12 protein-coding genes are annotated in these 22,681 nt (G+C 65.3%); 9 read left to right on the plus strand and 3 right to left on the minus strand.

Annotated elements, in window-relative coordinates; all coding sequences use genetic code 11:
- Positions 1 to 12: 12 nt before the first annotated feature.
- From M5C01_RS00570 to M5C01_RS00580, 3 genes are read right to left on the minus strand one after another with little or no spacing between them, the layout of a single operon-like run.
- Complete coding sequence (locus M5C01_RS00570) at positions 13 to 7,965, minus strand: non-ribosomal peptide synthetase (RefSeq protein ID WP_248764267.1); 7,953 nt, start codon at positions 7,963 to 7,965, stop codon at positions 13 to 15.
- Positions 7,962 to 11,366 carry a non-ribosomal peptide synthetase gene (locus tag M5C01_RS00575; RefSeq protein WP_152736969.1) on the minus strand — a complete coding sequence of 1,135 codons (3,405 nt, stop codon included), beginning with the start codon at positions 11,364 to 11,366 and terminating at the stop codon, positions 7,962 to 7,964. The genes M5C01_RS00570 and M5C01_RS00575 overlap by 4 nt, the downstream gene beginning before the upstream one ends.
- Positions 11,363 to 12,337, minus strand: a complete 975-nt coding sequence (locus M5C01_RS00580; protein ID WP_152736970.1) for a TauD/TfdA family dioxygenase — start codon at positions 12,335 to 12,337, stop codon at positions 11,363 to 11,365. The genes M5C01_RS00575 and M5C01_RS00580 overlap by 4 nt, the downstream gene beginning before the upstream one ends.
- 240 nt (positions 12,338 to 12,577) lie before the next feature.
- Between M5C01_RS00580 and M5C01_RS00585 the strand changes: the two genes are divergently transcribed.
- The 9 genes from M5C01_RS00585 (at position 12,578) to M5C01_RS00625 (ending at position 22,426) form a co-directional block, all read left to right on the plus strand.
- Positions 12,578 to 13,801: a PepSY domain-containing protein gene (locus M5C01_RS00585; RefSeq protein WP_152736971.1), complete on the plus strand. Its 1,224-nt coding sequence runs from the start codon at positions 12,578 to 12,580 to the stop codon at positions 13,799 to 13,801.
- Positions 13,798 to 14,337: a thiamine pyrophosphate-binding protein gene (locus tag M5C01_RS00590; protein WP_178129723.1), complete on the plus strand. Its 540-nt coding sequence runs from the start codon at positions 13,798 to 13,800 to the stop codon at positions 14,335 to 14,337. Before M5C01_RS00585 ends, M5C01_RS00590 begins: the two co-directional genes overlap by 4 nt.
- Positions 14,334 to 14,666, plus strand: a complete 333-nt coding sequence (locus M5C01_RS00595) for a hypothetical protein (RefSeq protein WP_152736972.1) — start codon at positions 14,334 to 14,336, stop codon at positions 14,664 to 14,666. The genes M5C01_RS00590 and M5C01_RS00595 overlap by 4 nt, the downstream gene beginning before the upstream one ends.
- Entirely contained in the window at positions 14,663 to 15,235 is a 573-nt protein-coding gene (locus tag M5C01_RS00600; protein WP_152736973.1) for a DUF6162 family protein, read from the plus strand. Before M5C01_RS00595 ends, M5C01_RS00600 begins: the two co-directional genes overlap by 4 nt.
- Positions 15,236 to 15,270: 35 nt before the next feature.
- Entirely contained in the window at positions 15,271 to 16,200 is a 930-nt protein-coding gene (locus M5C01_RS00605; RefSeq protein ID WP_103496891.1) for a metal ABC transporter substrate-binding protein, read from the plus strand.
- Positions 16,197 to 16,955, plus strand: a complete 759-nt coding sequence (locus tag M5C01_RS00610; RefSeq protein ID WP_152736974.1) for a metal ABC transporter ATP-binding protein — start codon at positions 16,197 to 16,199, stop codon at positions 16,953 to 16,955. Before M5C01_RS00605 ends, M5C01_RS00610 begins: the two co-directional genes overlap by 4 nt.
- A complete protein-coding gene (locus tag M5C01_RS00615) occupies positions 16,952 to 17,851 on the plus strand; it encodes a metal ABC transporter permease (protein WP_152736975.1) in 900 nt (299 codons plus the stop codon). The genes M5C01_RS00610 and M5C01_RS00615 overlap by 4 nt, the downstream gene beginning before the upstream one ends.
- Positions 17,852 to 18,814 (plus strand): zinc ABC transporter substrate-binding protein, encoded by a 963-nt coding sequence (locus tag M5C01_RS00620; RefSeq protein WP_152736976.1) that lies wholly within the window; start codon positions 17,852 to 17,854, stop codon positions 18,812 to 18,814. It begins immediately after the preceding gene.
- A 141-nt stretch (positions 18,815 to 18,955) separates the two neighbouring features.
- Positions 18,956 to 22,426, plus strand: coding sequence for a calcium-binding protein (locus M5C01_RS00625; protein WP_152736977.1), 3,471 nt, complete (start codon positions 18,956 to 18,958; stop codon positions 22,424 to 22,426).
- Positions 22,427 to 22,681: the final 255 nt, after the last annotated feature.

A 22,681-nucleotide genomic window follows, 5' to 3' on the forward strand; every position in this document is an offset into this window, starting at 1 on the left:
TCGTGCTTCCCCTCAAGAAATCAGTTTTTCCAGATCTTCGAGGGATAGACGTTTGAGGGCCTCCAGGGATTTAGCCAATTCATCCTGAACAGGCGACGATGCACCGCGCAGCGCTTCGATCCGTTCGCAGAACGCCAGCAGGTTGTCGGCCTGGAACAGTTCCTTGAGGGGGATCTTGTCGCCCAGGCGTTCGCCGATCCGGCTGACCACCAGGGTCGCCAGCAACGAATGGCCGCCCAACTGGAAGAAGTTGTCGCCCAGGCCCACCTGCTCGATCCCCAGCACCTCCTGCCAGAGCGCGGCGACCTGGCCTTGCAACTCGCTGCGCGGCGCCTCGTAGTGCTGCTGCCGGGGGCCGCTGCCCAGGGCGATCAGGGCCTTGCGGTCGAGCTTGCCATTGGGGGTCAGCGGCAAGGCCTCGACCCGGTGCAACTGGCCGGGCACCATATGTGCCGGCAAGCGCGCGGCCAGGGCAATCCTGAGACCGGCGATGAACGCCTGGGCATCGACAATCCCCGCTGGCGTTACCACATAGCCCTGCAAGTGCTTGCCCGCCGCATCCTCCTGGGCCAGCACCACCGCTTCGCGCACCGACGGCTGCTCGAGCAGACAGGCTTCGACTTCGCTCAACTCGACGCGGAAACCGCGAATCTTCACCTGATGGTCGGCGCGACCGATGTACTCGATCCGCTCGCCCTCGCCCTGGCGCACCAGGTCGCCAGTGCGATACAGGCGCTCGCCGTCAGTGCCGAACGGGTTCGGCACATAACGCTCGGCGGTCAGTCCGGGTCGGCCCAGATAGCCCCGGGAAACCCCGGCACCGCCCAGGTACAACTCGGCCGCCACCCCGGCGGGCAACAGCTGCAAGCCGGGATCGAGCAGATAGGCCTGGGTATTCTCCAATGGACGCCCGATATTCGCCGTGCCCTGGGCGGTGCGCAGGCTGAAGGTCGAATAGGTGGTGTCTTCCGAAGGACCATACAGGTCATACACTTGACGCACCCGGGTGCCGGCGTAGAGCGCATCCACCAGTGTCTGCTTCAGTGGCTCGCCAGCCAGGTTGAGGGTGCCGACCGAGGCCGGGATCTGCCCGGCCCGCAACAGCGCGGCGATGGCCGAGGGCACCGTATTGATCAGCGTGACCCGCTCGCGGGCCGGCAGCTCCGCCAGCGCCAGGGCATTGTCCGCCAGGACCAGGCAGCCGCCACCGGCCAGGGTGACGAAGATCTCCCACACCGACAGGTCGAAGCAGATCGAGGTCGAGGCCAGCACCCCGCGCAGTTGCTCGCGGTCATAGGCCTGCAACGACCAGTGGATCAAGGCCGCGAGGTTGTCATGGGTGACCGCCACGCCCTTGGGCTTGCCGGTAGAACCCGAGGTGTAGATGACATAGGCCAGGTTCTGCCCGCAGGTGTCCACGGACGGCGTGCTGGTCGGGTAGCTCGCCAGCCAGTCATCGCCCTCCTCTATCAGCAGCACCGGAGCGGGCAGCGTCTCAGGCAGGCGTTCGAGGAGGATCGCCTCACTCAGCAACAGCGCCGCGTGGCTGTCGTCGAGCATATGCAACAGCCGCTCGCGCGGGTACTCGGGGTCCAGCGGCACATAGGCACCGCCGGCCTTGAGGATCGCCAGCAAGGCGACGATCAGGTCCGGGGTGCGACGCAGGCACACGCCGACCCGCACCTCGGGGCCGACGCCGCGCTCGCGCAGGAGGTGGGCCAGGCGATTGGCGCGCCGGTCCAGGGTCCGGTAGTCCAGCTGCCAGTCGGCGAAGAGGATCGCCGGGGCCTCGGGCTGACCGGCGACCTGATCCGCAAGATGCTCAAGCACATGACCCCGGATCCGCGGATTGAACGCTGCCCCTGTAGGAGCGAGCTTGCTCGCGATGAGCGCAAGGGCACCGTGACTCTCCAGGTACCCCGCGTTATCGTTGACGTCCATCGCGAGCAAGCTCGCTCCTACAGAAGAGCGCCGGCTCCAGTCAAGGGCGACCTGCCGCTCGGCCGGGTCGAGCAACTCCAGCGCACCCAACGGCTGGCGCGCGTCGACCATGAACTGGCGCATCAGGTATTCCAGCTGCCGGCCCAGTCGCGCCACACCCGCAGCGTCGAAACCAGCCCGGTCGTAACCGCAATCCACGATCAGTTCGCGCCCGGTCACCGCCACCAGGGTCAGCGGATAATTGGTCTGCTCGGAACGTTCTATAGCCGCGAACTCAGGACCCGCATCCGAAGCCCGGCCCAGCGCTTCGGCCATCGGATAGTTCTCGAACACCAGCAGGCTGTCGAACAACCCGCCCGCGCCCAGGCCCGCCCAACGCTGGATCTCGTAAAGCGGCGTCTGCTCGTGCTCGCGCAACGCCAGGTTGAGGTCCTGCACCTGTTGCAGCCACTCACCCACCGTCAGTTGTGCATCAGGGCTCGCCACCACCGGCAGGGTGTTGATAAACAGGCCGATCTGCTGCTCGACCCCGGGCAGGTCAGTCGGACGGCCGGCCACGGTGGCACCGAAGGCCACGCAATCCTGGCCGGTATACCGCTGCAACAGCAGCAGCCAGGCGGCCTGCATCAGGGTGTTGAGGGTGACTTTGCGTTCCCGGGCAAAACGGTTCAATCCGGCAGTCAGCGCCTCGCTGAACACATGCCGATGTTCCCCATACCCCTGCGCCTGTTCGTGGCTGCCCAGCGTCCCGACCAGGCGGGTCGGCTCCTGCAGACCGGCCACGGCCGCGCTCCAGAAGTCCTGGCTGGCGCGGGCATCGCGCTGGCCGAGCCACCCGATATAGTCGCGATAACGTCCTGTACCCCGGGCAATGCTCACCCCGGCATAACGTTGCAGCACTTCGCCGAACAGCTGCGAGGTGCTCCAGCCGTCCATCAGGAGATGGTGGCTGGTGTAGATCATCCGGTATTCGGTCTCGCCGGTGCGCACCAGCGTCACCCGCAGCAAAGGTCCGCGATGGGGCTCGAAACCGGCGGCGAGGTCGGCTTGTGCCAACTGCTCGAAGGCCGCCTCATGCTCGCCCCGCGTGCGCCAGTCGTGGACCTGCATCGGCATCTGCAACGTGCGCAGGACAATCTGCACCGGCGCCGCCAGTTCCTGGGGCCAGACAAATACCGTGCGCAGCATTTCATGGGCCTGCACGGCCTGCTGCCAGGCCTGGCGGAAACGCTCTACATCCAGCTGTCGTACATTCAGTCGCAGCTGGTTGATATAGGCCGCCCCCTCCGGATCGTCCAGATGATGGAAGAGGATCCCCTGCTGCATCGGCGACAGCGGATAGAGATCCTCGATCGCCCCCGCCGCCGCCGGCAGACGCTGCAGTTGCCCGGCACTGAGAGTCACCAGCGGGAAGTCCGATGGCGTCACGCCCAGTTGTCCGCCCTGGCAGCAATGTCCGATCAGTTCGGCCAGGGCCTGTTCATAGGCGCGGGCCAGGGCTTCGATGGTTTCAGGCCGATACTGCTGGCGATTGAACGCCCAATCCAGTTGCAGCTCGCCGTCGAACACCTGGCCATTGAGGCTCAGGCCATCGCCCGGCGGTGCATCCTCGGGCTGGTTGCGCCCGGTGGACTCGCCGCTGGGCACGAACAGCGCGCCGTCGGCTTCGGTGAAACTGCCGTCGAACTGGCCCAGGTAGTTGAAGGTTACCCGCGCCTGGGGCAAGGCCGCCAGTTGTCGGGCAAAACCGGCATCGCCCAGGTAACGCAGCACGCCATAACCGATGCCTTTGTTCGGCACCGCCCGCAGTTGCTCCTTGATGCCGCACAGGGAAACACCCGGCTCCGCCTGGGGTGTGAGGCGGAGCGGAAACAGACTGCTGAACCAGCCCACGGTGCGGCTCAGGTCGAGGTCGTCGAACAGGTCTTCGCGACCGTGACCTTCGAGCTGGACCAATACCGACGGTTGCCCGCTCCAGTCGCAGAGCACCCGCGCCAGGGCGGTCAGCAGCAGGTCGTTGACCTGGGTGCGATAGGCCGTCGGCGCGACTTTCAACAGTTGCTGGGTCAGCGTCTTGTCCAGGCGTGAGCTGGCATGACCGACCTCGCCGCCAGGCGCCTGCCCGGGAGCCACTTCAAACGGCAATTCCTGGAGGTCGCCCGCCAGGGTCTGCAACCAGTAATCACGCTCGGCCAGCAGACGTTCACTGCGAGCATAACCGTGCAACTGCTCGGCCCAGGTCTGCAGCGAACTGCTGCGCGCGGCCAGCGCCGGTGGCTGCCTGGAGACGCTGGCAATATAAGCCTGCTGCAGGTCTTCCAGCAGGATCCGCCAGGACACGCCGTCCACCGCCAGGTGATGGATCACCAGCAGCAGGCGCTGCTCGCCGGCGGGCAGATTGACCAACACCCCACGCAACAACGGACCGTTTTTCAGGTCCAGGCTGCGCTGGGCCTGATCGGCCAGCTCCGTCAGTTGCGCCGGGTCGGCGAGTTCACGGACCCACAGCAGATCGGTCGTAGCCGCCGACGCATACTGCGCCTGCCATTGACCCTCCTGCTGTTCGAAACTCAGGCGCAGGGCATCGTGTTGCGCCACCAGCGCCGCGAACGCCGCTTGCAGAGGCGCGGCCTCCAGGGTTTCGCGGGGCTTGAGCATCAGCGACTGGTTCCAGTGCTGACGCTGAATAATCTCCATCTCGAAAAAACGTGCCTGGATCGGCAGCAACAACTGCCGACCGCTGGCCTGGGCCATGACATCGCCAGCCGGCTTTTTCTCGATCCGCTTCGCCACCCTCGCCAGCTCGCCGATGGTCTGCTTCTCGAACAACTGCTTGGGACTGAGGCGGATGCCCAGGCGCTTGGCCCGGGCGATGATCTGCAGGCTGAGGATCGAGTCACCGCCCAGTTCGAAGAAGTTGTCGCGGATGCCGACCCGCTCCAGCTTGAGCACATCGGCCCAGACCGCCGCCAGTTGTTCTTCGATCTCGCCGACCGGGGCAACGTAGCCCTGCTGCACGGAACCCGGCTGCGGCAACGCGCGCTTGTCCAGCTTGCCGTTGGCCGTCAGCGGCAATTGCTCCAGCAGCACGATCTGCGCCGGCACCAGATAATCGGCCAGACACGCCTGCAACTGGCGGCGCAGGTCATCGACCGAGCATTGCGCACCGGCTGCCGCGACACAGTAGGCAACCAGTTGCAGGCGCCCGGCGTCCTCATCCACCGGCAATGCCAGGACCGCCGCCTGGGCCACGCCGTCGAGGCCCTGGAGCACCCGCGTGACTTCCGCCGGCTCCACCCGGTAACCGCGAATCTTAACCTGGTCGTCATTGCGCCCGAGGAATTCCAGCAGTCCCTGGCGCGTGCGACGCATGCGGTCGCCGCTGCGATAGACCCGCGCTCCCGGCGCACCGAAAGGATCGGGCAGGAAACGCTCGGCGGTCAGCCCCGGCTGCCCGAGATAACCCAGGGCGACACTGGCGCCACCGATATACAGCTCGCCCGGCACCTGCTCGGCGACGCTATTGAGTACATCGTCCAGCACATAGCCGTGGGCACCCGGCAAGGCGCGGCCCACCGCGACACCACGGGCATGCGGATGCAGCGCCGAGACTTCGTTCGCCAACACCCCGACGGTGGTTTCGCTGGGACCGTAGTGATTGATAAAACGGCAGTCCGGCTTGAGTGCCCGTATCTGCTCGAACAACGCCGGCGAACAGGCTTCGCCACCGACGATCAGCGCATGCCAGGGCAGCACGTCGGCGGGCTCGCTCGCCTGCAACAACGCCGCCAGATGGCCGGGAACGATCTTCAATACGCCGACCTGATGCTCGCGCATGTATTCGGCGAAGCGGTCGGGGTCGAAACCCAGCTCTTCGGGGAGCACATGCAAAGTGCGCCCGGAACACAAGGCACCGAACAGCATGGTGTGACCGAGGTCGGCGGCGATGGTGGAGACCAGCGCCATGCTCGCCTCGGGTGCCAGCTCCAGACGCTCCAGCAGGCCGCTGACATAACTGGCCAGGGCCCCGTGGCTGACCAGCACGCCCTTGGGCAGGCCGGTGGAGCCGGAGGTATGGATCACGTAGGCCGGGGCCTGTTCCGCCAGGTCCAGGTCCGGCGTGGTATCGGCTTGATGACGCCATTGTCCGGGGGCATAAGCCAGGCCGATACAACCGGCAACGGCCAGCGTCGTCACCCGGGGATCGCCTTCGGCGCACAGCAGCAGGCGCGTGCGGGCGCGCTCGAGCATCGGCTGCAAGCGCGCATCCGGGGCCTTGCTGTCCAGCGGCATATACACCGCACCGGCCTTGAGAATCCCCAGGACACAGGTCAGCCAGTCCAGCGAGCGCTCCATCAGCACCGCCACCGGCTCGCCGACGCCGACGCCCTGGTCGCGCAGATGATGGGCAAGGCGATTGGCCGCCTGGTCCAGTTCAAGGAAACCCAGGGTCCGCTCGAGGCAGCGAGCGGCCAGTCCCTGGGGTTGGCGTTGCACCTGGGCGTTCCACTGTTGCAGCACCGGAATCGCCGCCATACGGGGTTCCGTCGCCAGGGCCGGTGGGCGGTTTTCCAGGCTCAGCAGCGGCGCGTGCGGGGCGCGCATCACGGCATCGAACAGCCGCAGCAACGAAGCAATGAAACCCTCGATAGTCGAGGGTTGGTAAAGGTCGCTGGCATAGGTCATCTCACCGAGGATCAGATGGCCGGCGTCGGTGATGTCCAGGGCCAGATCGAAGTGGGTGCCGTCCTTGTGCAGCGGGTATTCCTCGACCAGCAGGCCCGGCAGGCTCAGGGTGCGCTGCTTCTGCATGCCGACGTTCTGGTTGAACTTGGCCTGGAACAGCGGGTTGTGGTCCAGGCTGCGTTGCGGCGCCAGGGCATCCACCAGTTGTTCGAACGGCAACTCCTGGTGCGCCTGGGCGCCAAAACTGCTTTCACGAATCCGCGCCAGCAGCTCAAGGAAACTCTCGCGCTCGTCGACTTCGCAACGCAACACCTGGGTGTTGATGAAGAAGCCGATCAGGCCTTCGACCTCGGCCCGACCACGGTTGGCGTTGGGCACACCGACGCGGATATCCCGTTGTCCGGCGTGCCGCGAAAGGAACCAGGCATAACCGCCGAGCACCAGCATGAACAGGCTCAGGCCCTGGCTGCGGGCAAAGGCCTGGAGCTGCGCCGAACGCTCGGCGCCGAAATCGAAACGCAGGGTCTGGCCCCGGAAGCTCTGCACCGGTGGACGCGGGAAGTCGGCAGCCACCTCCAGCAGCGGCTGCTCCTCGCCCAATTGCCGCCGCCAGTAATCCAGCTGCCGCTCGCCCTCGCCCGCTTCCAGCCAGCGGCGTTGCCAGATCCCATAGTCGGCGTACTGCAAGGCCAGCTCCGGCAGCCCGGGCTCGCGGTTCTGGCAGAAGGCCTGATAGCCCTGCACGAACTCCTTGACCATCACGTCCATCGACCAGCCGTCGGAGACGATATGGTGCATGCACACCAGCAGCACCCATTGTTCCTCGTCGAGCCGGATCAGGCTGGTTCGCAGCAGCGGACCAGTGAGCAGATCGAAGGGTTGCGCGGTGAGCGCGGCGACCCGCTCGGCCAACTCGGCGTCACGGATTTCGACGGCGCAGGTCGTCAGGTCGATACGCTCCAGCGGCAGCGCCTGCTGGTCGAGGATCACCTGGCGCGGTTGCTCGCCGTCGACCTGGAAGCGGGTGCGCAGCACTTCGTGGCGCTGGACCAGATGTTCAAAAGCGCGCTGCATGGCGCTTTCATCCAGTTGACCGCGCAGGCGCAAGGCGGCGGCCATGTTGTAGGCGGCACTGTCCGGTTCGAGCTGCCAGAGAAACAGCAGGCGCTGCTGGGCATAGGACAAGGGAATCACCGCCTGCTCATGGCGGCTGACCGGCACCGGCAGCAGGCTGAAATCCTTGCCCTGCTGGCTCAGGCGGGCGAGGAACTGCCGCCGTTGCTCCAGCGGCAGGCCGATAAAACGTTTGGCAAGACTCAATGCGGCCTGGGCACTCATGCTCCCACCTCCTCCAGCGAACTCATGAACTGCTCCATATCACCCCAGTCGCTCTCGCCGACGCCCTCGGCCAGGCCCGCCACTTCAATCGCCAGGTCCCCCAGCAAGGGGGTTTCAAACAGGCTGCGCAACGGCAGGCTGACCGCCAGGCGCGCCTTGATCCGCGCGATCACCTGGGCGGCGAGCAACGAATGCCCGCCCAATTCGAAGAAATGATCGTCAAGCCCGACCTGCGGCACCTGCAGGACCTGTTCCCAGATCTCGGCGAGATTGCGTTCGATCTCGCTGTGGGGCGCCCGGTAACGGGCCTGCAACTGGCTCGGATCGGGCAGCGGCAAGGCCTTGCGATCCAGCTTGCCGCTGGGGGTCAACGGCAGGCGCGGCAACAGCAGCAGGTGGGTCGGCACCATGTAGTCGGGCAACCGGCCTTGCAGCAAGGTCTTGACCTGCTGGCGCAGGGTCGCCGCGTCCGCAGCCTGTTCCGCCACCAGATAGCCGACCAGTTGCGTGCCGCCCGTCAGCGGCAGCGCCAGCACGGCGGCTTCGCGCACGCCCGGGCACTGCAACAGACGGCCTTCGATTTCCCCCAGTTCGATACGGAAACCGCGAATCTTCACCTGGTGGTCGACCCGACCGACGTACTCCAGGGCACCGTCGGCGCGCAGGCGGGCGCGGTCGCCGCTGCGGTAGAGGCGCTCACCGGGGTTGAACGGATCGACGATAAAGCGCTGGGCACTGAGGGCCGGTTGCCCCTGATAGCCACGCGCCAGGCCGGGCCCGCCGATATACAACTCACCGACCGCGCCCTGGGGCAGCAGGTTCAGTTCGTCGTCCAGCACCAGCAGCCGTCGACCGGACAACCCCTGGCCGATGGGTACGCCGCGCCAGGACACATCTTCAGGCAACAGTGCCGAGCAGTCATGGGTGGTGGAAACCACCGTGGCTTCGGTCGGGCCATAGGTGTTGATCAGCCGTACGTGGCCCAGGCCGGCGAGCGGCCAGAGACGCAGGCCGTCGACCGCCATGGCCTCGCCGCCGATATGGATCTGCCGCAGCACGCCATAGTGCTGCGGTGGCCGGGCCGCCCAGTCCTGGACCAGCAGGTGCCAGTAGGCGGCCGGCAGGTCCGCCAGGGTAATGCCGTGTTCAAGGATCGCGTCATGTAGGGTCGCACTGTCCCACAGGCGCCCGTCCCGCAGGACCACGCAGGCGCCCAGGCACAGCGGCGGGAAGAACTGTTCGACAAAGCCGTCGAAGCTGCTGGTGGCCATTTGCAGGACCCGGTCGGAATCCACCAGTTGGCTGTATTCGCTGGCCCGGGCGATAAATTCGGCCAGGGCGGCATGACTGATCGCCACGCCTTTCGGCCGGCCGGTGGAGCCCGAGGTGTAGATCACATAGGCCAGGGAATCCGGCTCGATGCCTGGCGGCAGGTCGTGGTCGGAAAAGGCCGAGTCATCGAGCTGGTCCAGGCAGAGGATTTCGCCGCCCTGGAAGGTCGGCAGGCTGGCCAGCCAAGGGCTCTGGGTCAGCAACAGTTGCAGGCCGCTGTCCTGCAAGACGTGCTGCAGGCGCTCGGTGGGGGTTTGCGGGTCCAGCGGCACATAGGCGCCACCGGCCTTGAGCACGGCGAGGATGGCCACGGCCATTTCCAGGCTGCGGGACACGGCGAGCCCCACCAGCACGTCGGGGCCGACGCCGCGCTCGCGCAACAGATGGGCCAGGCGGTTGGCCCGGCGGTTCAGTTCGGCGTAGGTCAGGTGGGGTGCACCTTCGGGTTCGGCGAGGATCAGCGCTGTGGCTTCGGGGGTCCGCCGGACCTGGGCTTCGAATAGCTGCGGCAGCAGCATCGGATCAGCGACCGATGCCGGTTTGCCGGTCGAATGGCCCAGCAACTGGATGATTTCCTCGGGCACCAACATCGGCAACTGCGCCACCGCCTGTTGCGGATCGCGGCACACAGCCGCCAGCAGATTGCGCCAGTGCCCGGCCAGACGGGCAATGGTCTCAGCGTCGAAAATATCAGCGGCATAGGTAAAGGCGGCGAACAGCTGCTGGCCTTCCTCGCGGGTTTCCAGCATCAGGTCGCTGGCGGCGGCGTGCTCCCGCGAACTCGCAGAGCCCTCCTCCGCACCCAGGTGCCGCACCTGCAGCCCGCAGGCGAGGGTCTTGCCCTGCACATCGGTAACCAACGGCTGGTGGTTGAACATCACCTGGAACAGCGGGTTGTGACTCTGGCTACGGGCCGGTTGCAGGGCCTCGATCAAGGCGTCGAAAGGCAGTTCCTGATGGGCCTGGGCACCGGCGGCGGCCTCGCGTACGCGCTGCAGTAACTCAGCGAAGGACTGCTGGCCACTGACCTCGCTGCGCAAGACCTGGGTATTGACGAAGAAACCGATCAGGCCCTCGGTCTCGCTGCGGGTACGGTTGGCGATCAGGCCGCCGACACGGATATCGGTTTGCCCGCTGTAGCGGTATAGCAGGGTCTTGAACGAAGCCAGCAGGACCACGAACAAGGTCACCCCCTGGCGCTGGGCCAGGGTCTTGAGTTGCTGGCGCAGATCCGCGTCGACCTGCACTTCCAGGCGCGCGCCACGGTGACTGGCCTGGGCCGGATAGGCTCGGTCAGTGGGCAATTCGAGCAGCGGATGCTCTTCACCCAGGTGCCCGCGCCAATAAGCCAGTTGCCGTTCACGCTCACCGGCTTCCAGCCAGCTGCGCTGCCACAGGGCGTAGTCACGGTAGTGCACGGTCAGGGGCGACAAGCCCGGTGCCTGGCCGGCGACGCAGGCGTCATACAAACGGGTGAACTCATCCACCAGGATATTCATCGACCAGCCGTCGGCGATGATGTGGTGCAGGGTCAGCAACAGCACATGTTCCTGCTCGGCCAGGCGCAGCAGGCGAATGTTCAGCAACGGCCCGCGCTCCAGGTCGAACGCCTGCCCCGCCTCCTCGGCCATGGCTTGCCGGGCGCGCTGCACGCGCAGGTCCGGGGCCAGCGCGGACAGGTCGCTGATCGCGATGCGTACCGCGCTCGGCTCGGCCACGCGCTGGAAAGCCCGCTCGCCGTACTGGCCAAAGGTGGTGCGCAGGCACTCATGGCGCGCCACCAGGGCGCTGAAGGCCTGCTCCAGCGCAGGCAACTCCAGTACCCCGTTCAGGCGCACGGCCATCGGCAGGTTGTAGGCCGCGCCGGTGGGATCGAGCTGCCAGAGAAACCACAGGCGCTGCTGGGCATAGGACAGGCCGTCGCGTTCGGCGACGCCGTTATCGGCAACGATGGGCAGCAACGAAAAATCGACGCCCTCCCGGTCCATCGCGGCGAGGAAGACCTTGCGCTTCTCCTCCGGCAACGCGATAAAACGGCGGGCCAGTTGCTGTGCGTCCCGCGGATTCATTGCGCGTACCCCTCGGCCATCGCCACCACCACCTTGCGCTTGCCGGTGAACGGCGAACGGGCGTGGGCGCTGAGCATGTTGTCGAGCATCAGCACATCGTTTTCCTGCCAGGGAAAACTGATGGTGCAGTCGTCGAGCACGCCACGGACTTCGTCCAGCAGGTCGACCTCGATGGCCGAACCGTCGCCGTAATAGACATTGCGCGGCAGGTCTTCCTCATCCACCGCATCGAGCAGGGTCTCGCGCACTTCCGGCTGCAGGTTCGAGACATGGAACAGATGCGCCTGGTTGAACCAGACCATGTCCTGGGTCACCGGGTGCCGGGCCACCGCCTGGCAGCGCTGGCGGGTGCGCAACTCGCCGTCGTCCTTCCACTCGCATTCGATGGAATGGGCCCGGCAGTAGGCCTCGACCAGCGCCTCGTCCTCGGTGTTGAACACCTGGCTCCACTCCACATCCAGGCCGTTGCCGTAGTTGCGCACGTACATCAGGCCCTTGCTGATGAAACGCTCGCGGATCCGCGCCGGGACCCGGCGATAGACTTCACGGCTGTCGCAGATCGGCGTCTCGCCGCCGGTCTGCGCGGCGATCATGCTGTAGAACCAGATCTTCATCGGCCATTCGAGGGTGTAGGCCTGCTCGTTGTGCAGCGGAATGCTCTGGTGCGCCGGGTATTCGGTGGAGGTGTAGACCCCCTTGGTCACGTTGCTGCGCGGCGTCGAGCCGAACTCGTAGTTGAGCAATGGATGACCGAAACCGGCGGCGAACTCGCGAAAGGCCTCGGCACCGCCCACCTCGAAACCACGCAGCAGAATCCCGCCGGCACGGTACAGGTGCGCGTCGATCAGCGGCTTGCATTCGGCGAACGCCTCGCGCAGGTCGAGACCGGGTTCAGGCGCCTGGATCAGCATGGGCAAGGTGCCCGACCCGGTCAGCAGCGGCCGGATATCCAAACTCAATGCAGTGTTCATGACGACTCTTCTCCCTTGATCTCGGATCGCAAGTGCCGGGCGCGCGAATGCGCCGTGCACTTGGCTGTGCTTCGATTAACGGATGGCCGTACAGGGAAATTAGGCGGACCGGGCAACGTCGCTCGGCGACCAAGGCGGTTTTGACCGCTGAAACATTTACTTTCATTTCCCTATACGTTTTTCCAAGGCTCATCCGTCTTATCCAAATGACACCCTTAGAAATCGAGCCCCCGCTTTCCCATGTCGAAGCCTTCCACCTCGAAGAAATCCCGCTCAAAACTCTGGTTCCTGGTCCATGGCTGGCTGGCGCTGCCCATCTGGTTCTTTGTCCTGATCGTCTGTGTCACCGGCACCCTGGCGGTGATCAGCCAGGAAATCGTCTGGCTGGCCAATCCCGAGATCCGCGCCAGCAAGCCGTTCGACGACGCGCCGCTGCTCAGCTTCGACCAGGTGATCGCCGCCATCGCCAAGAGCGATCCCGAGGTGATCGTCCAGCAGATCATTCGCCCGGACGAAGCGCATTTCGCCCTGCGCGCCGATATCAACTACCCCGACGGCCGCTCGGTGAGCGTCTACGTCAATCCCTATACCGGGGTGATCCAGGGCATCAGCCCGCCGTTCGACTTCAAGCAGCTCACCCGCGCCCTGCACGGCTGGTGGCTGGTGCCTTTCGTCAACGGTTACAGCTGGGGCTGGTACCTGGTGTCGCTGCTCGGGCTGCCGCTGCTGGCGTCGCTGGTCACCGGACTGGTGGTGTACAAGCGTTTCTGGAAGGGCTTCTTCAAGCCGACCTTGCGCTTCAACCACGGCGCGCGGATTTTCTGGGGGGATTTCCACCGGCTGAGCGGCATCTGGTCGATCTGGTTTATCGCGGTGATTTCCATCACCGGCACCTGGTTCCTGATCCAGGCGATCCTCGCCGACAACCAGATCAGCTTCGCCAGCCGGCCGATCCCGGCAATCATTTCCCATGACAGCGCACCGCTGATGCCCGACGGCCGACCGGCGCCGATGCTCGGCGCGGACGAAGCCCTGCGCATCGCCCAGCAACGGGTTCCCGGGCTCGATTCGAGCTTTGTCAGCCTGCCCGGCAACGCCTTCAGCCCCATCGAAGTCGGCGGCCGCAGCGGTTATCCGTTGATGTACCAGACCCTGCAGATCAACCCCTACACCGGCAAGATCGAACAATCGCGCCTGCTCTCGGATCGCAACAACCTGGAGTTCGTCACCGAATCGATGCGGCCCCTGCACACCGGGGATTTCGGCGGCCTGTGGATCAAGCTGATCTGGTTCTTCTTCGGCCTGGTGCTGAGCATGATGGTCTTGAGCGGCCTGCTGATCTGGACCAAGCGCACCGCCCTGGCCACCGCCCAGGCCCTGAAACGCAGTGCCAAGACCGAACGGGCGCCCGCGCCCAAGGCCCACGCGGCCCTGAATGCCGAGACCCCGGAGGTGACCCCGTGAGCAAGGACAGTGCGCTGCCTGCGCCCTCGCCCCTCCGCCGCTTCTGGCACAAGTGGCGCTTCCACCTGAATATCCTGCTGGTACTGATCCCCCTGGGCTTTATGCCGCGCTACTTTTCCGATGCCGCGCTGTTCCGTGGCGACACCGGCCTGGGCAAGCACCTCAATCAAATCCAGGTCGGCCCCTGGAGCCTGGAAATGGCCGAACTCTGGGACGAAGGACCCCGTCGCGACGGACCCGCCGGTTATCTGAAAAGCTTCAATGCCCGCCTGTGCGACGTTTGCGGCGAACAGATCAAGGCCGCCTACCTGCGCGTCGGCAAACCCCGCAGCCTGCGCGCCGCCGGGGTGATCTTCTTCGGCACCGCCTATCGCATGAATGCCGTGGTGCCGATTCCCGACCGGACCCAGGACGATGCCGAACTGTGGATCACCCTCGAGGGCTGGGACGGTTCGGTGCACCAGGCCTCTCTTCCACTGCGCCAGGCCTCCCCGGCCACCCTTGCCTGGCTGGACAAACAAGGAGCGCGAAAATGATCTTCACGCCACCCAAGGCGCTTGCCACCGGCCTCCTGCTGCTGGCCGCCGGTTTCAGTACCAGCACCCTGGCCCACAATCCGATCTGCGAGTGCAAGCAGATCGATGCCGAGCAGATTCAATGCAAGGGCGGTTTCTCCGATGGCAGCGCGGCCACCGGGGTGACCCTGGACGTAATCGGCTATGACGAAAGCATCCTGCTGCCGGGCAAGCTGGGGCAGGACTCGACCCTGACCTTCAAGAAGCCGGCGACCGATTTCTATGTGCTGTTCGACGCCGGTCCCGGGCATATCGTTGAAATCGACCATGGGGATATCGAAGCCCCATGAACACCACCACCCAGGTCGTCCGCCCCGCCGGGGCCGGCCATGAAACCCTCTGCGTGCTGCTGTTCTGCCTGATCGTGCTGCTGGTCGCCGGTTCCGTGGTGGCGCTGCATGGCGAGAAGCAGAACGTCAGCACCCTCGAGGCCTATCAGGTGGATGCGCGCCGCGACCTGAGCGCCGGCGAGCAGGGCATCTACGCCGACCTGCGGGTCACCCTCGACGAAATCCACCTGCTGCAACAGGACCAGCAGGCCCTGCCCGCCCCCGAGCAACTCGGCGAAGAAGGCTTTGCCCCCTTTGCCCAGGACGCCAGCTCGGTCAGTCGCGGCGGCCACGCCTGGCGCCTGCTCGACCAGCGCGCCTACTTCGGCCTGAGCCACGCCACGGCCACTGCCGGTTCGTTCCTGATGCGGGTCGGCAACGATGCGAACGCCGCGCCGGACATCTGGCTCAACCGTAGCAACAACCTGGCGGCCCCCGCCGACCTCAGCGACAGCGCCCTGATCACCGGCGGCTGGCAGCGGGTGGTCGCGCAATTCGATGCCGGCGTAACCCGCCAGCATCGGCACTGAACCTTCCGACTCACCCCAGGGAAGACTGTCTACCCATGTCCATTTCCGCTCTGTTCGGCCGCCGTCGCCTGTTGCTCGCGCTGCTGCTCTCGCCCCTGCTGCTGTCCTTCCAGGTCCAGGCCGACCCGGCCAAGCGCCTGCGCATCGGTATCACCCTGCATCCTTATTACAGCTACGTGGCGAATATCGTCGGCGACAAGGCCGAAGTAGTGCCGCTGATCCCGGCCGGCTTCAATCCCCATGCCTACGAACCCCGCGCCGAGGACATCAAGCGCATCGGCACGCTGGATGTGATCGTGGTCAATGGCGTCGGCCATGACGACTTCGCCGACCGCATGATCGCCGCCAGCGAAAAGCCCGACATCGCCGTGATCGAGGCCAATGAAAACGTGCCGCTGCTGGCGGCCACCGGCACCGCCGCGCGAGGCGCCGGCAAGGTGGTCAACCCGCACACCTTCCTCTCCATCAGCGCCTCCATCGCCCAGGTCAACAACATTGCCCGGGAACTCGGCAAGCTCGACCCGGACAATGCCAAGACCTACACCGCCAACGCCCGGGCCTACGGCAAGCGCCTGCGGCAGATCCGCGCCGACGCCCTGGCCAAACTGACCCAGGCACCCAATGCCGACCTGCGGGTGGCGACGGTGCATGCGGCCTATGACTACCTGCTGCGGGAGTTCGGCCTGGAAGTCACCGCCGTGGTCGAGCCGGCCCACGGCATCGAACCGAGCCCGAGCCAGTTGAAGAAGACCATCGACCAACTGCGCGAGCTGGATGTGAAGGTGATCTTCTCGGAGCTGGACTTCCCGTCCACCTATGTCGAGACCATCCGCCGCGAGTCGGGGGTGCGGATCTATCCGCTGTCGCATATTTCCTATGGCGACTACAGTGCCGACAAGTACGAGAAGGAAATGACCGACAACCTGGACACCGTGGTCCGGGCGATTCAGGAGGCCGGGGTATGACCGCCGCCGAACGGTTGGTCGTCCGGGCCATCGGCCCGACGTTGAAGTTCGACGGCATCGATCTGGTGCTGGGCAACACCACCATTCTCGATCAGGTCAGCTTCCAGGTTCGCCCCGGTCATGTGCACGCCCTGGTCGGGCCCAACGGTGGCGGCAAGAGCTCGCTGATCAAGACCCTGCTCGGGCAGATGCCCCACCAGGGACGCCTGAGCCTGGAATGGCCCGACGCTCCCGGGATCATCGGCTATGTGCCCCAGGCCCTGGAGTTCGACCGCGGTCTGCCGATGACCGTCGACGATTTCATGGCCGCCATGTGCCAGCGCCGTCCGGCTTTCCTCGGACTGTCCCGGCATTTCGCCGGAGCGATTGGCGAGGCCCTGGAACGGGTCGGCATGCAGGACAAACGCAAGCGCCGCATGGGCGCCTTGTCCGGCGGCGAACGGCAGCGGGTCTTGCTGGCCCAGGGCCTGATTCCGGCACCACAACTGCTGGTGCTCGACGAACCGATGTCCGCCCTGGACGAAGCCGGCATCCAGGTTTTCGAGCGCTTGCTGCTCGACTGGCGCCGCGCCGGCATCACCGTGTTGTGGATCGAACATGACCTGGAAGCGGTCAAGCGCCTGGCCGACCGGGTCACCGGCCTCAATCGCCGGATCCTGTTCGATGCCTCGCCGGCCGAGGCCCTGACCCCGGACCGCCTGCTGAGCCTGTTCTCCACCCATCCGCGCAGCCTCAACGAGGAGACCCGGCCATGACTTATGAAGCTTTTCGCCTGATGATCCAAGGCTGGGCCTCATCCGGTTTCCTGCCAGCGGCGCTGGCTTACGGTTTTGTAGTCAATGCCCTGATCGCCGGACTGTTGATTGGCCCGGTGCTGGGCGGCCTCGGCACCCTGGTGGTGGTCAAGCGCTTCGCGTTCTTTTCCGAAGCCGTGGGCCACGCGGCCCTGACCGGCGTGGCCATCGGCATCCTGCTCGGCGAACCCTACACCGGCCCCTACGGCAGCCTGTTCGGCTACTGCCTGCTATTCGGCGTGCTGCTCAACTACCTGCGCAACCGTACCGGCCTGGCGCCGGATACCCTGATCGGGGTCTTTCTCTCGGTGTCCCTGGCCCTCGGTGCCAGCCTGCTGCTGGTGCTGGCCGGCAAGATCAACGTGCATATCCTGGAAAATGTGCTGTTCGGTTCGGTACTGACGGTCAACGGCAACGACCTGCTGGTGCTGCTGATTGTCGGCAGCCTGGTGATGGGCCTGAGCCTGCCGTTGTACAACCGCATCATGCTGGCCAGTTTCAACCCGCAACTGGCGGCGGTGCGCGGTGTCACGGTGAAAACCCTCGACTACCTGTTCGTGGTGCTGGTGACGCTGATCACCGTGGCGGCGGTGAAAGTCATCGGCGCGATCCTGGTGGGTGCCCTGCTGGTGATTCCGGCCGCCGCCGCGCGCCTGCTCAGCCAGTCGCTCAAGGGGTTCTTCTGGATCTCGGTGGCGATTGCTACCGTCAGCACCCTCTGCGGCATCCTGCTGCCGATCCTGTTCGACCTGCCCGTGCCGTCCGGCGCGGCGATCATCCTGATGGCCGGTATCGCCTTCGCCCTCGCGGCGATCGCCCGTGGCACCGTGCCCAGCCTCAAAGGGAATATTGGATAAATGCCTGTTTTTCGCCCCCTGGCGCTCGCCCTGACCCTGAGTAGCCTGTACAGCGCAGCGTCGTTCGCCACCCCGGCGCCGATGCAGATCACCGCCAATCACGGCCTGGGTACCGTGGCGTTGCACGCCAGCAGCACGGCCAAACCGGTGCGCATTCTCGCCAGCCTGCCGATCACCTACGGCCTGGGCGAAATCCTGCTCAAGGACACCGACGTGGAACTGCAACGGGCCGCCGACGCCAATCTGCCGGGCAGTCGCCAGAGCGCCTATTTCAGCGGTCGCGGGGCCCCGGCCCTGCAGAAGCTGGCGAACAATGCCGACGCGGTGATCGGGCTGCGTTCGCTGTGGCCCGAGGACCCGCTCTACCCCATGGCCCGGCGCAGCAATGTGCGGATCGTCGAGGTGGATGCGGCTCGCCCGGTGGATGGCGGCCTGGCGGGTATCGCGGTACAGCCGGGCAATGGCGTGGACGGTCTGAACAGCCAGCCCTGGCTGTCGAGCAACAACCTGGGACGGATGGCCGATGTGATCGCCGCCGACCTGGTACGCCTGGCCCCTGAGGCCAAGCCGAAGATCGAAAGCAACCTGGCGACCCTCAAGCAGCGCCTGCTCAAACTCAGCGCCGACAGCGAAGCAAGGCTGGCCAAAGCCGACAACCTGAGCGTGTTCAGCCTCTCCGAGCGCTTCAACTACCTGGTGGGCGGACTCAACCTGGAGCTGATCCAGGTCGATGCCCGGGCCGACGAGCAATGGACGCCCGAGGCCCTGGCCAAGCTGAGCGCAACCCTCAAGGACGCCGAGGTGAAACTGGTGCTGGATCACCGTCAGCCTCCGCAGGCCGTGAAGTCGGCGATCAGTCAGGCCGGCAGTACGCTGCTGGTGCTCGAGAACGAGAACGCCGACCCGCTGACCGGGCTTGAAGACTCGATCACGCAAGTCCTGGAGAAACTGGCTCCCTTATAGACAAGCGTTGTCCCGCTGCAGATTCCGCTCATCCCCGACAAGGACAGGCTGAAACCATAAACAGATACCTCAAGCGCAAAAACACCCCTGGAGATACTCCTTCGTGCGGTTCCTCAAAACTCACGATAAAAGGACTTGTCCATGGCCAACACACTCAGCAGGAATGATCGGGTCGCCAGACCCGTCGATGGCATTGTCATCTCGGACCTTGTGGCAAACCCTGCCGTCAAGAAGCCTTCCACCAGCCCCGTTCCCTCACCGGCCAGGGGCCGGGCCGGCCTCGCCGAACTGGACGCGCGCCTGGGACCGGTGACCCTGGACAGCTTTGTCATCAGTCGCGTGGAACTCTATGACATGGGCGCCAGGCTCGGCGGACGCGCCCTCGACAGTGCCGACCCGCAACTCCAGGGCAGCGGCCGGGCCCTGGTGGATGATTTGCAGTTCGATCCGGATGAACTGCAACGGCATCTGGAGACCGGGGACGACAGCCATCAGCGCCCGATCGACGTGCTGTTTGAAATAGGCTCGCAACGCTCCCTGCAGGCCCCGCCCTTGCTCGGGACAGAAAAACCGGCGCTGGCCGCCAACCTGATGAAGCATCTCGATCAGTTGCTGGTGCGCTTGCAGAACCTGCAAATTCTCACGCACAAATATGTCACCTTCAGCCTTCCGAGCTGGATCGATACCGCCAAGAGCCGCAGCATGCTCACGGCCGGCTCGGGCATGCAGGCCTATGGGATCTACAGCGGCCTGGTCGGCATCCGCGAAGCACTGAAAAAGCGCGACGTCACCGAGGCGGCCGTGAATGCCGGCAGTATTGGCGCCGAGCTGACGTCGGTGTTGGTCGAGCGCGGCTTGCGGAAAACCGGGGAAGCCCTGCTCAGCCAGGGCGGCAGGATTTTCCAGGGCTTTCGCGCCACCTCCGCCGGCCTGCTGGTCAGCCGCAGTGCCGGCCTGCTGGGCAATGTGCTGACCCTGCCATTCGATATCCACAGTGCCGTGGTGGCGTTCAACAATGCCGCCAAGGCCAGCGGCAAGGAGGCCATGGACCATTACGTCACGGCCGGGTTCAGCATTGCCAGCGCCACCTTGTCGCTGGCCCTCGGCGCGGCGGCCGCCGCCGGCTTCAGTTCCGCCGGCCCGCTCGGTCTCGTCGCCTGCGCGGTATTGATCGTCGGTGCGAAGATCTACAGCGCCGTGCGCCAGGTCGACGATATCGACGACTATATCGAGCTGAGCGTCAACGAGCGCTGGCGTTCGGGCTGGTTCGCCTTTACCGGGCAGGCGCTGGACCAGGAGGTCATGGACCGCTACCTGGTCGAGCGCACCCGGGTCGACTATGGCAAGGCCCTGGAAACCCGCGCCAGGGCGCTCCTCGACGTGGAAATGAAGGAAACCCTCGCGGGGGTGGTGAACGGCAACTTCCACGTTGAGCTGGAGCCCGTCAAACACTGGGCAGCGCGCTGGGATGAGGGCGAGGAACAACCCTATACGACCGTCAATACGCCGGTGGTCCGCGAAGGCGACGATGTCATCGATGCCGCAAAGGGCCTGGGGCAAATCCCGGGTCTGGTCAGCGGAACGCCGGGGGAAAAAAAGGGCCTGCTCTGGCAATTGGGCGGCGGCAACGACCGGGTCATCGGCGTACGCGACAAACCCAACTACTTTGCCTTTTCCACCGGCAAAAAGACCCTGACCGGCGGCGATCGGGATGACGCCTTTCTGTTCCAGACCCAGGCCACCCTGACCTCCCCCAACGTGCCCGCCATCAGTGCGCTACAGGGTGGCGACGGCCAGGATACGCTGTCGCTGCAAGGGCAGGTCCCATCTCGCAATAGCTTCCGGTTCGTCGGCCACGAGGTTGACCTGGACAGCGGCACCTTGGGGTTGCGCCGTAACGCCGCGGATCTCAACCCGGTCGCCTATGCCACGCTGGCCGCCATCGAGCATGTCGAGACCCTTGCCGGTGGCAGCAGTCGCGTGAACGGTAACTCGCAGGCCAACCACATCACCCTGCAGGGCTCGGACGACCAGGCGAGCGGCGGTGACGGCGACGACCACTTCATACTCAAGGGCACGGAAAGCAGGGTCGCCGGCGGCGCCGGCAAAGACCACTACCGGATGACCCCGACTGGACGAACCGTGATCCTCGACGAGGACGGCGGTGAGCCCAGCACCATCGAACTGGACTGGCCCATGGAGCGCATCCAGAGCTGGCGCATCGTCGACACCGCGCTGGTCGTCACCTCGTTGCGTGACGAGAATGGCAGGCTGCCCAGTCACCAATTGACCATCAGGGGTGTCTATAAACACGACGGCGGGCGGCAACTGCAAAATGACCTGCTGTTGTTTGTCACCCGGGAGGGCCACACCCTCAAACCCGATCTGCCGGCCACGCTGGAGGGCACGGACGACCAGGATATCCGCGCCACGGTGCTGATCCTCGGACAACTCCCACCAGCCCCGCAGCCCGTCAATGGCGGCGAGCACAGTCTTCCCGGAGCCTCGACCAGCGGCTACTTCATCGCCAGGCAGACCCTGCACACGACCTTCCAGGTCACACCCGACGACACGCGCCCCTCAACCACGCTGTTCCTCGACTACGACAGCGCTGAGATCGAGCAGGTCAGCACCCGTTACCAGGTGCAATCGAAGAGGATCGGTGCCTTCAACTACCTGAGCTACAGCGAGGCCAGCCTGAGCCTGCGGTTCGACGACCAGACACAACTGACGCTCAAGGACTGGGTGGTCGAAGGCGCGGGCAAAGCGACCGATGTCGGCGCCGCGCTGCATACCACCGGGTTCGACCTGAACCATGGGATTGTCCTGGTGCTGCGCGATGGCAGTTCATACCAGGTCGGCGCGCCAACCGCCAGCTATCTCGACGACAGCCGCAACCCGGGCATCAGGAGCATCGATGGCCGTGCCTCATTACGCAGGCGTACCGGCAACTGCCTGTTCCGTTCGCCGGAAAGCCAGAGCGCCTTGCTGAAGGACCATCCGCAGCGCGTCGACTTCAAAGCCGGCGGCGCCTCGACGATCTACACCCTGGAGGGAATGAGTTCAACCTATGAACTCTATCCCTGCTCCGGCGCGACCATCCGCCTGTCGACGCCGGGAGCCCTGGCGAAAATCACCAATGCGTCGACCTGGTACATCCATACCCAGGCAAGCGCGCAGATCGTAACGCCCGGCGATATCAGGATCGCCCCCCAGCAGCTATGGGTCGGCAATATCCGCTTCCTGCTGCCGACCCACGACGATCCCGCGCAACCGATGGACCTGATCTACATCGTCGTGACATCCGGCGCCCGGTATGAGGTGGACCGGATCTTCGACCAGCTGTTGCTGCAGGAACTGGATGCCCGTGCCCATGCCGATCTGGACGCCATAAAGCGCTGTATCGAACAGCATCAGGCAGACGACCAACTGGCCAGCAGCAGCGTCAGGATCAAAGGGCTCAGGGTGATCAGCGATTCGACTTCAAGTGCGCGATCCCAGACCGACTACGCCGCAATCACCTACGACACGCTGACACAGCAGTGGCGCACCGACAACGACGAAGCCTCCCTTGTCGACCCTGCGGACCTGTTTATCCACACCCCGCGCTAGCCGCGCGGGGCCTCCAACCCTACCCGAGAAACACCGGACCGGGCTTGCCCACGGCACAAGACGCGCCGTTGGCCGGCCCAGTGAGAACACGCTCAACGAAAGGATTCCGTCATGTCCCCCAGAACACCGATTCGCCCCGGCACCTCCGGCACCGGACAACCCGATCTGCCGGCCATCAGACTCCCCGAAATCAGCCCGGCGATACGCAACCGCCTGCCCGCCACCGGCACCCCGGTGCTGCCGAGCGCCCCCGGG

The sequence above is a fragment of the Pseudomonas sp. MWU12-2319 genome (genome assembly GCF_023242525.1).
Classification (GTDB): Bacteria; Pseudomonadota; Gammaproteobacteria; order Pseudomonadales; family Pseudomonadaceae; genus Aquipseudomonas; species Aquipseudomonas gingeri_D.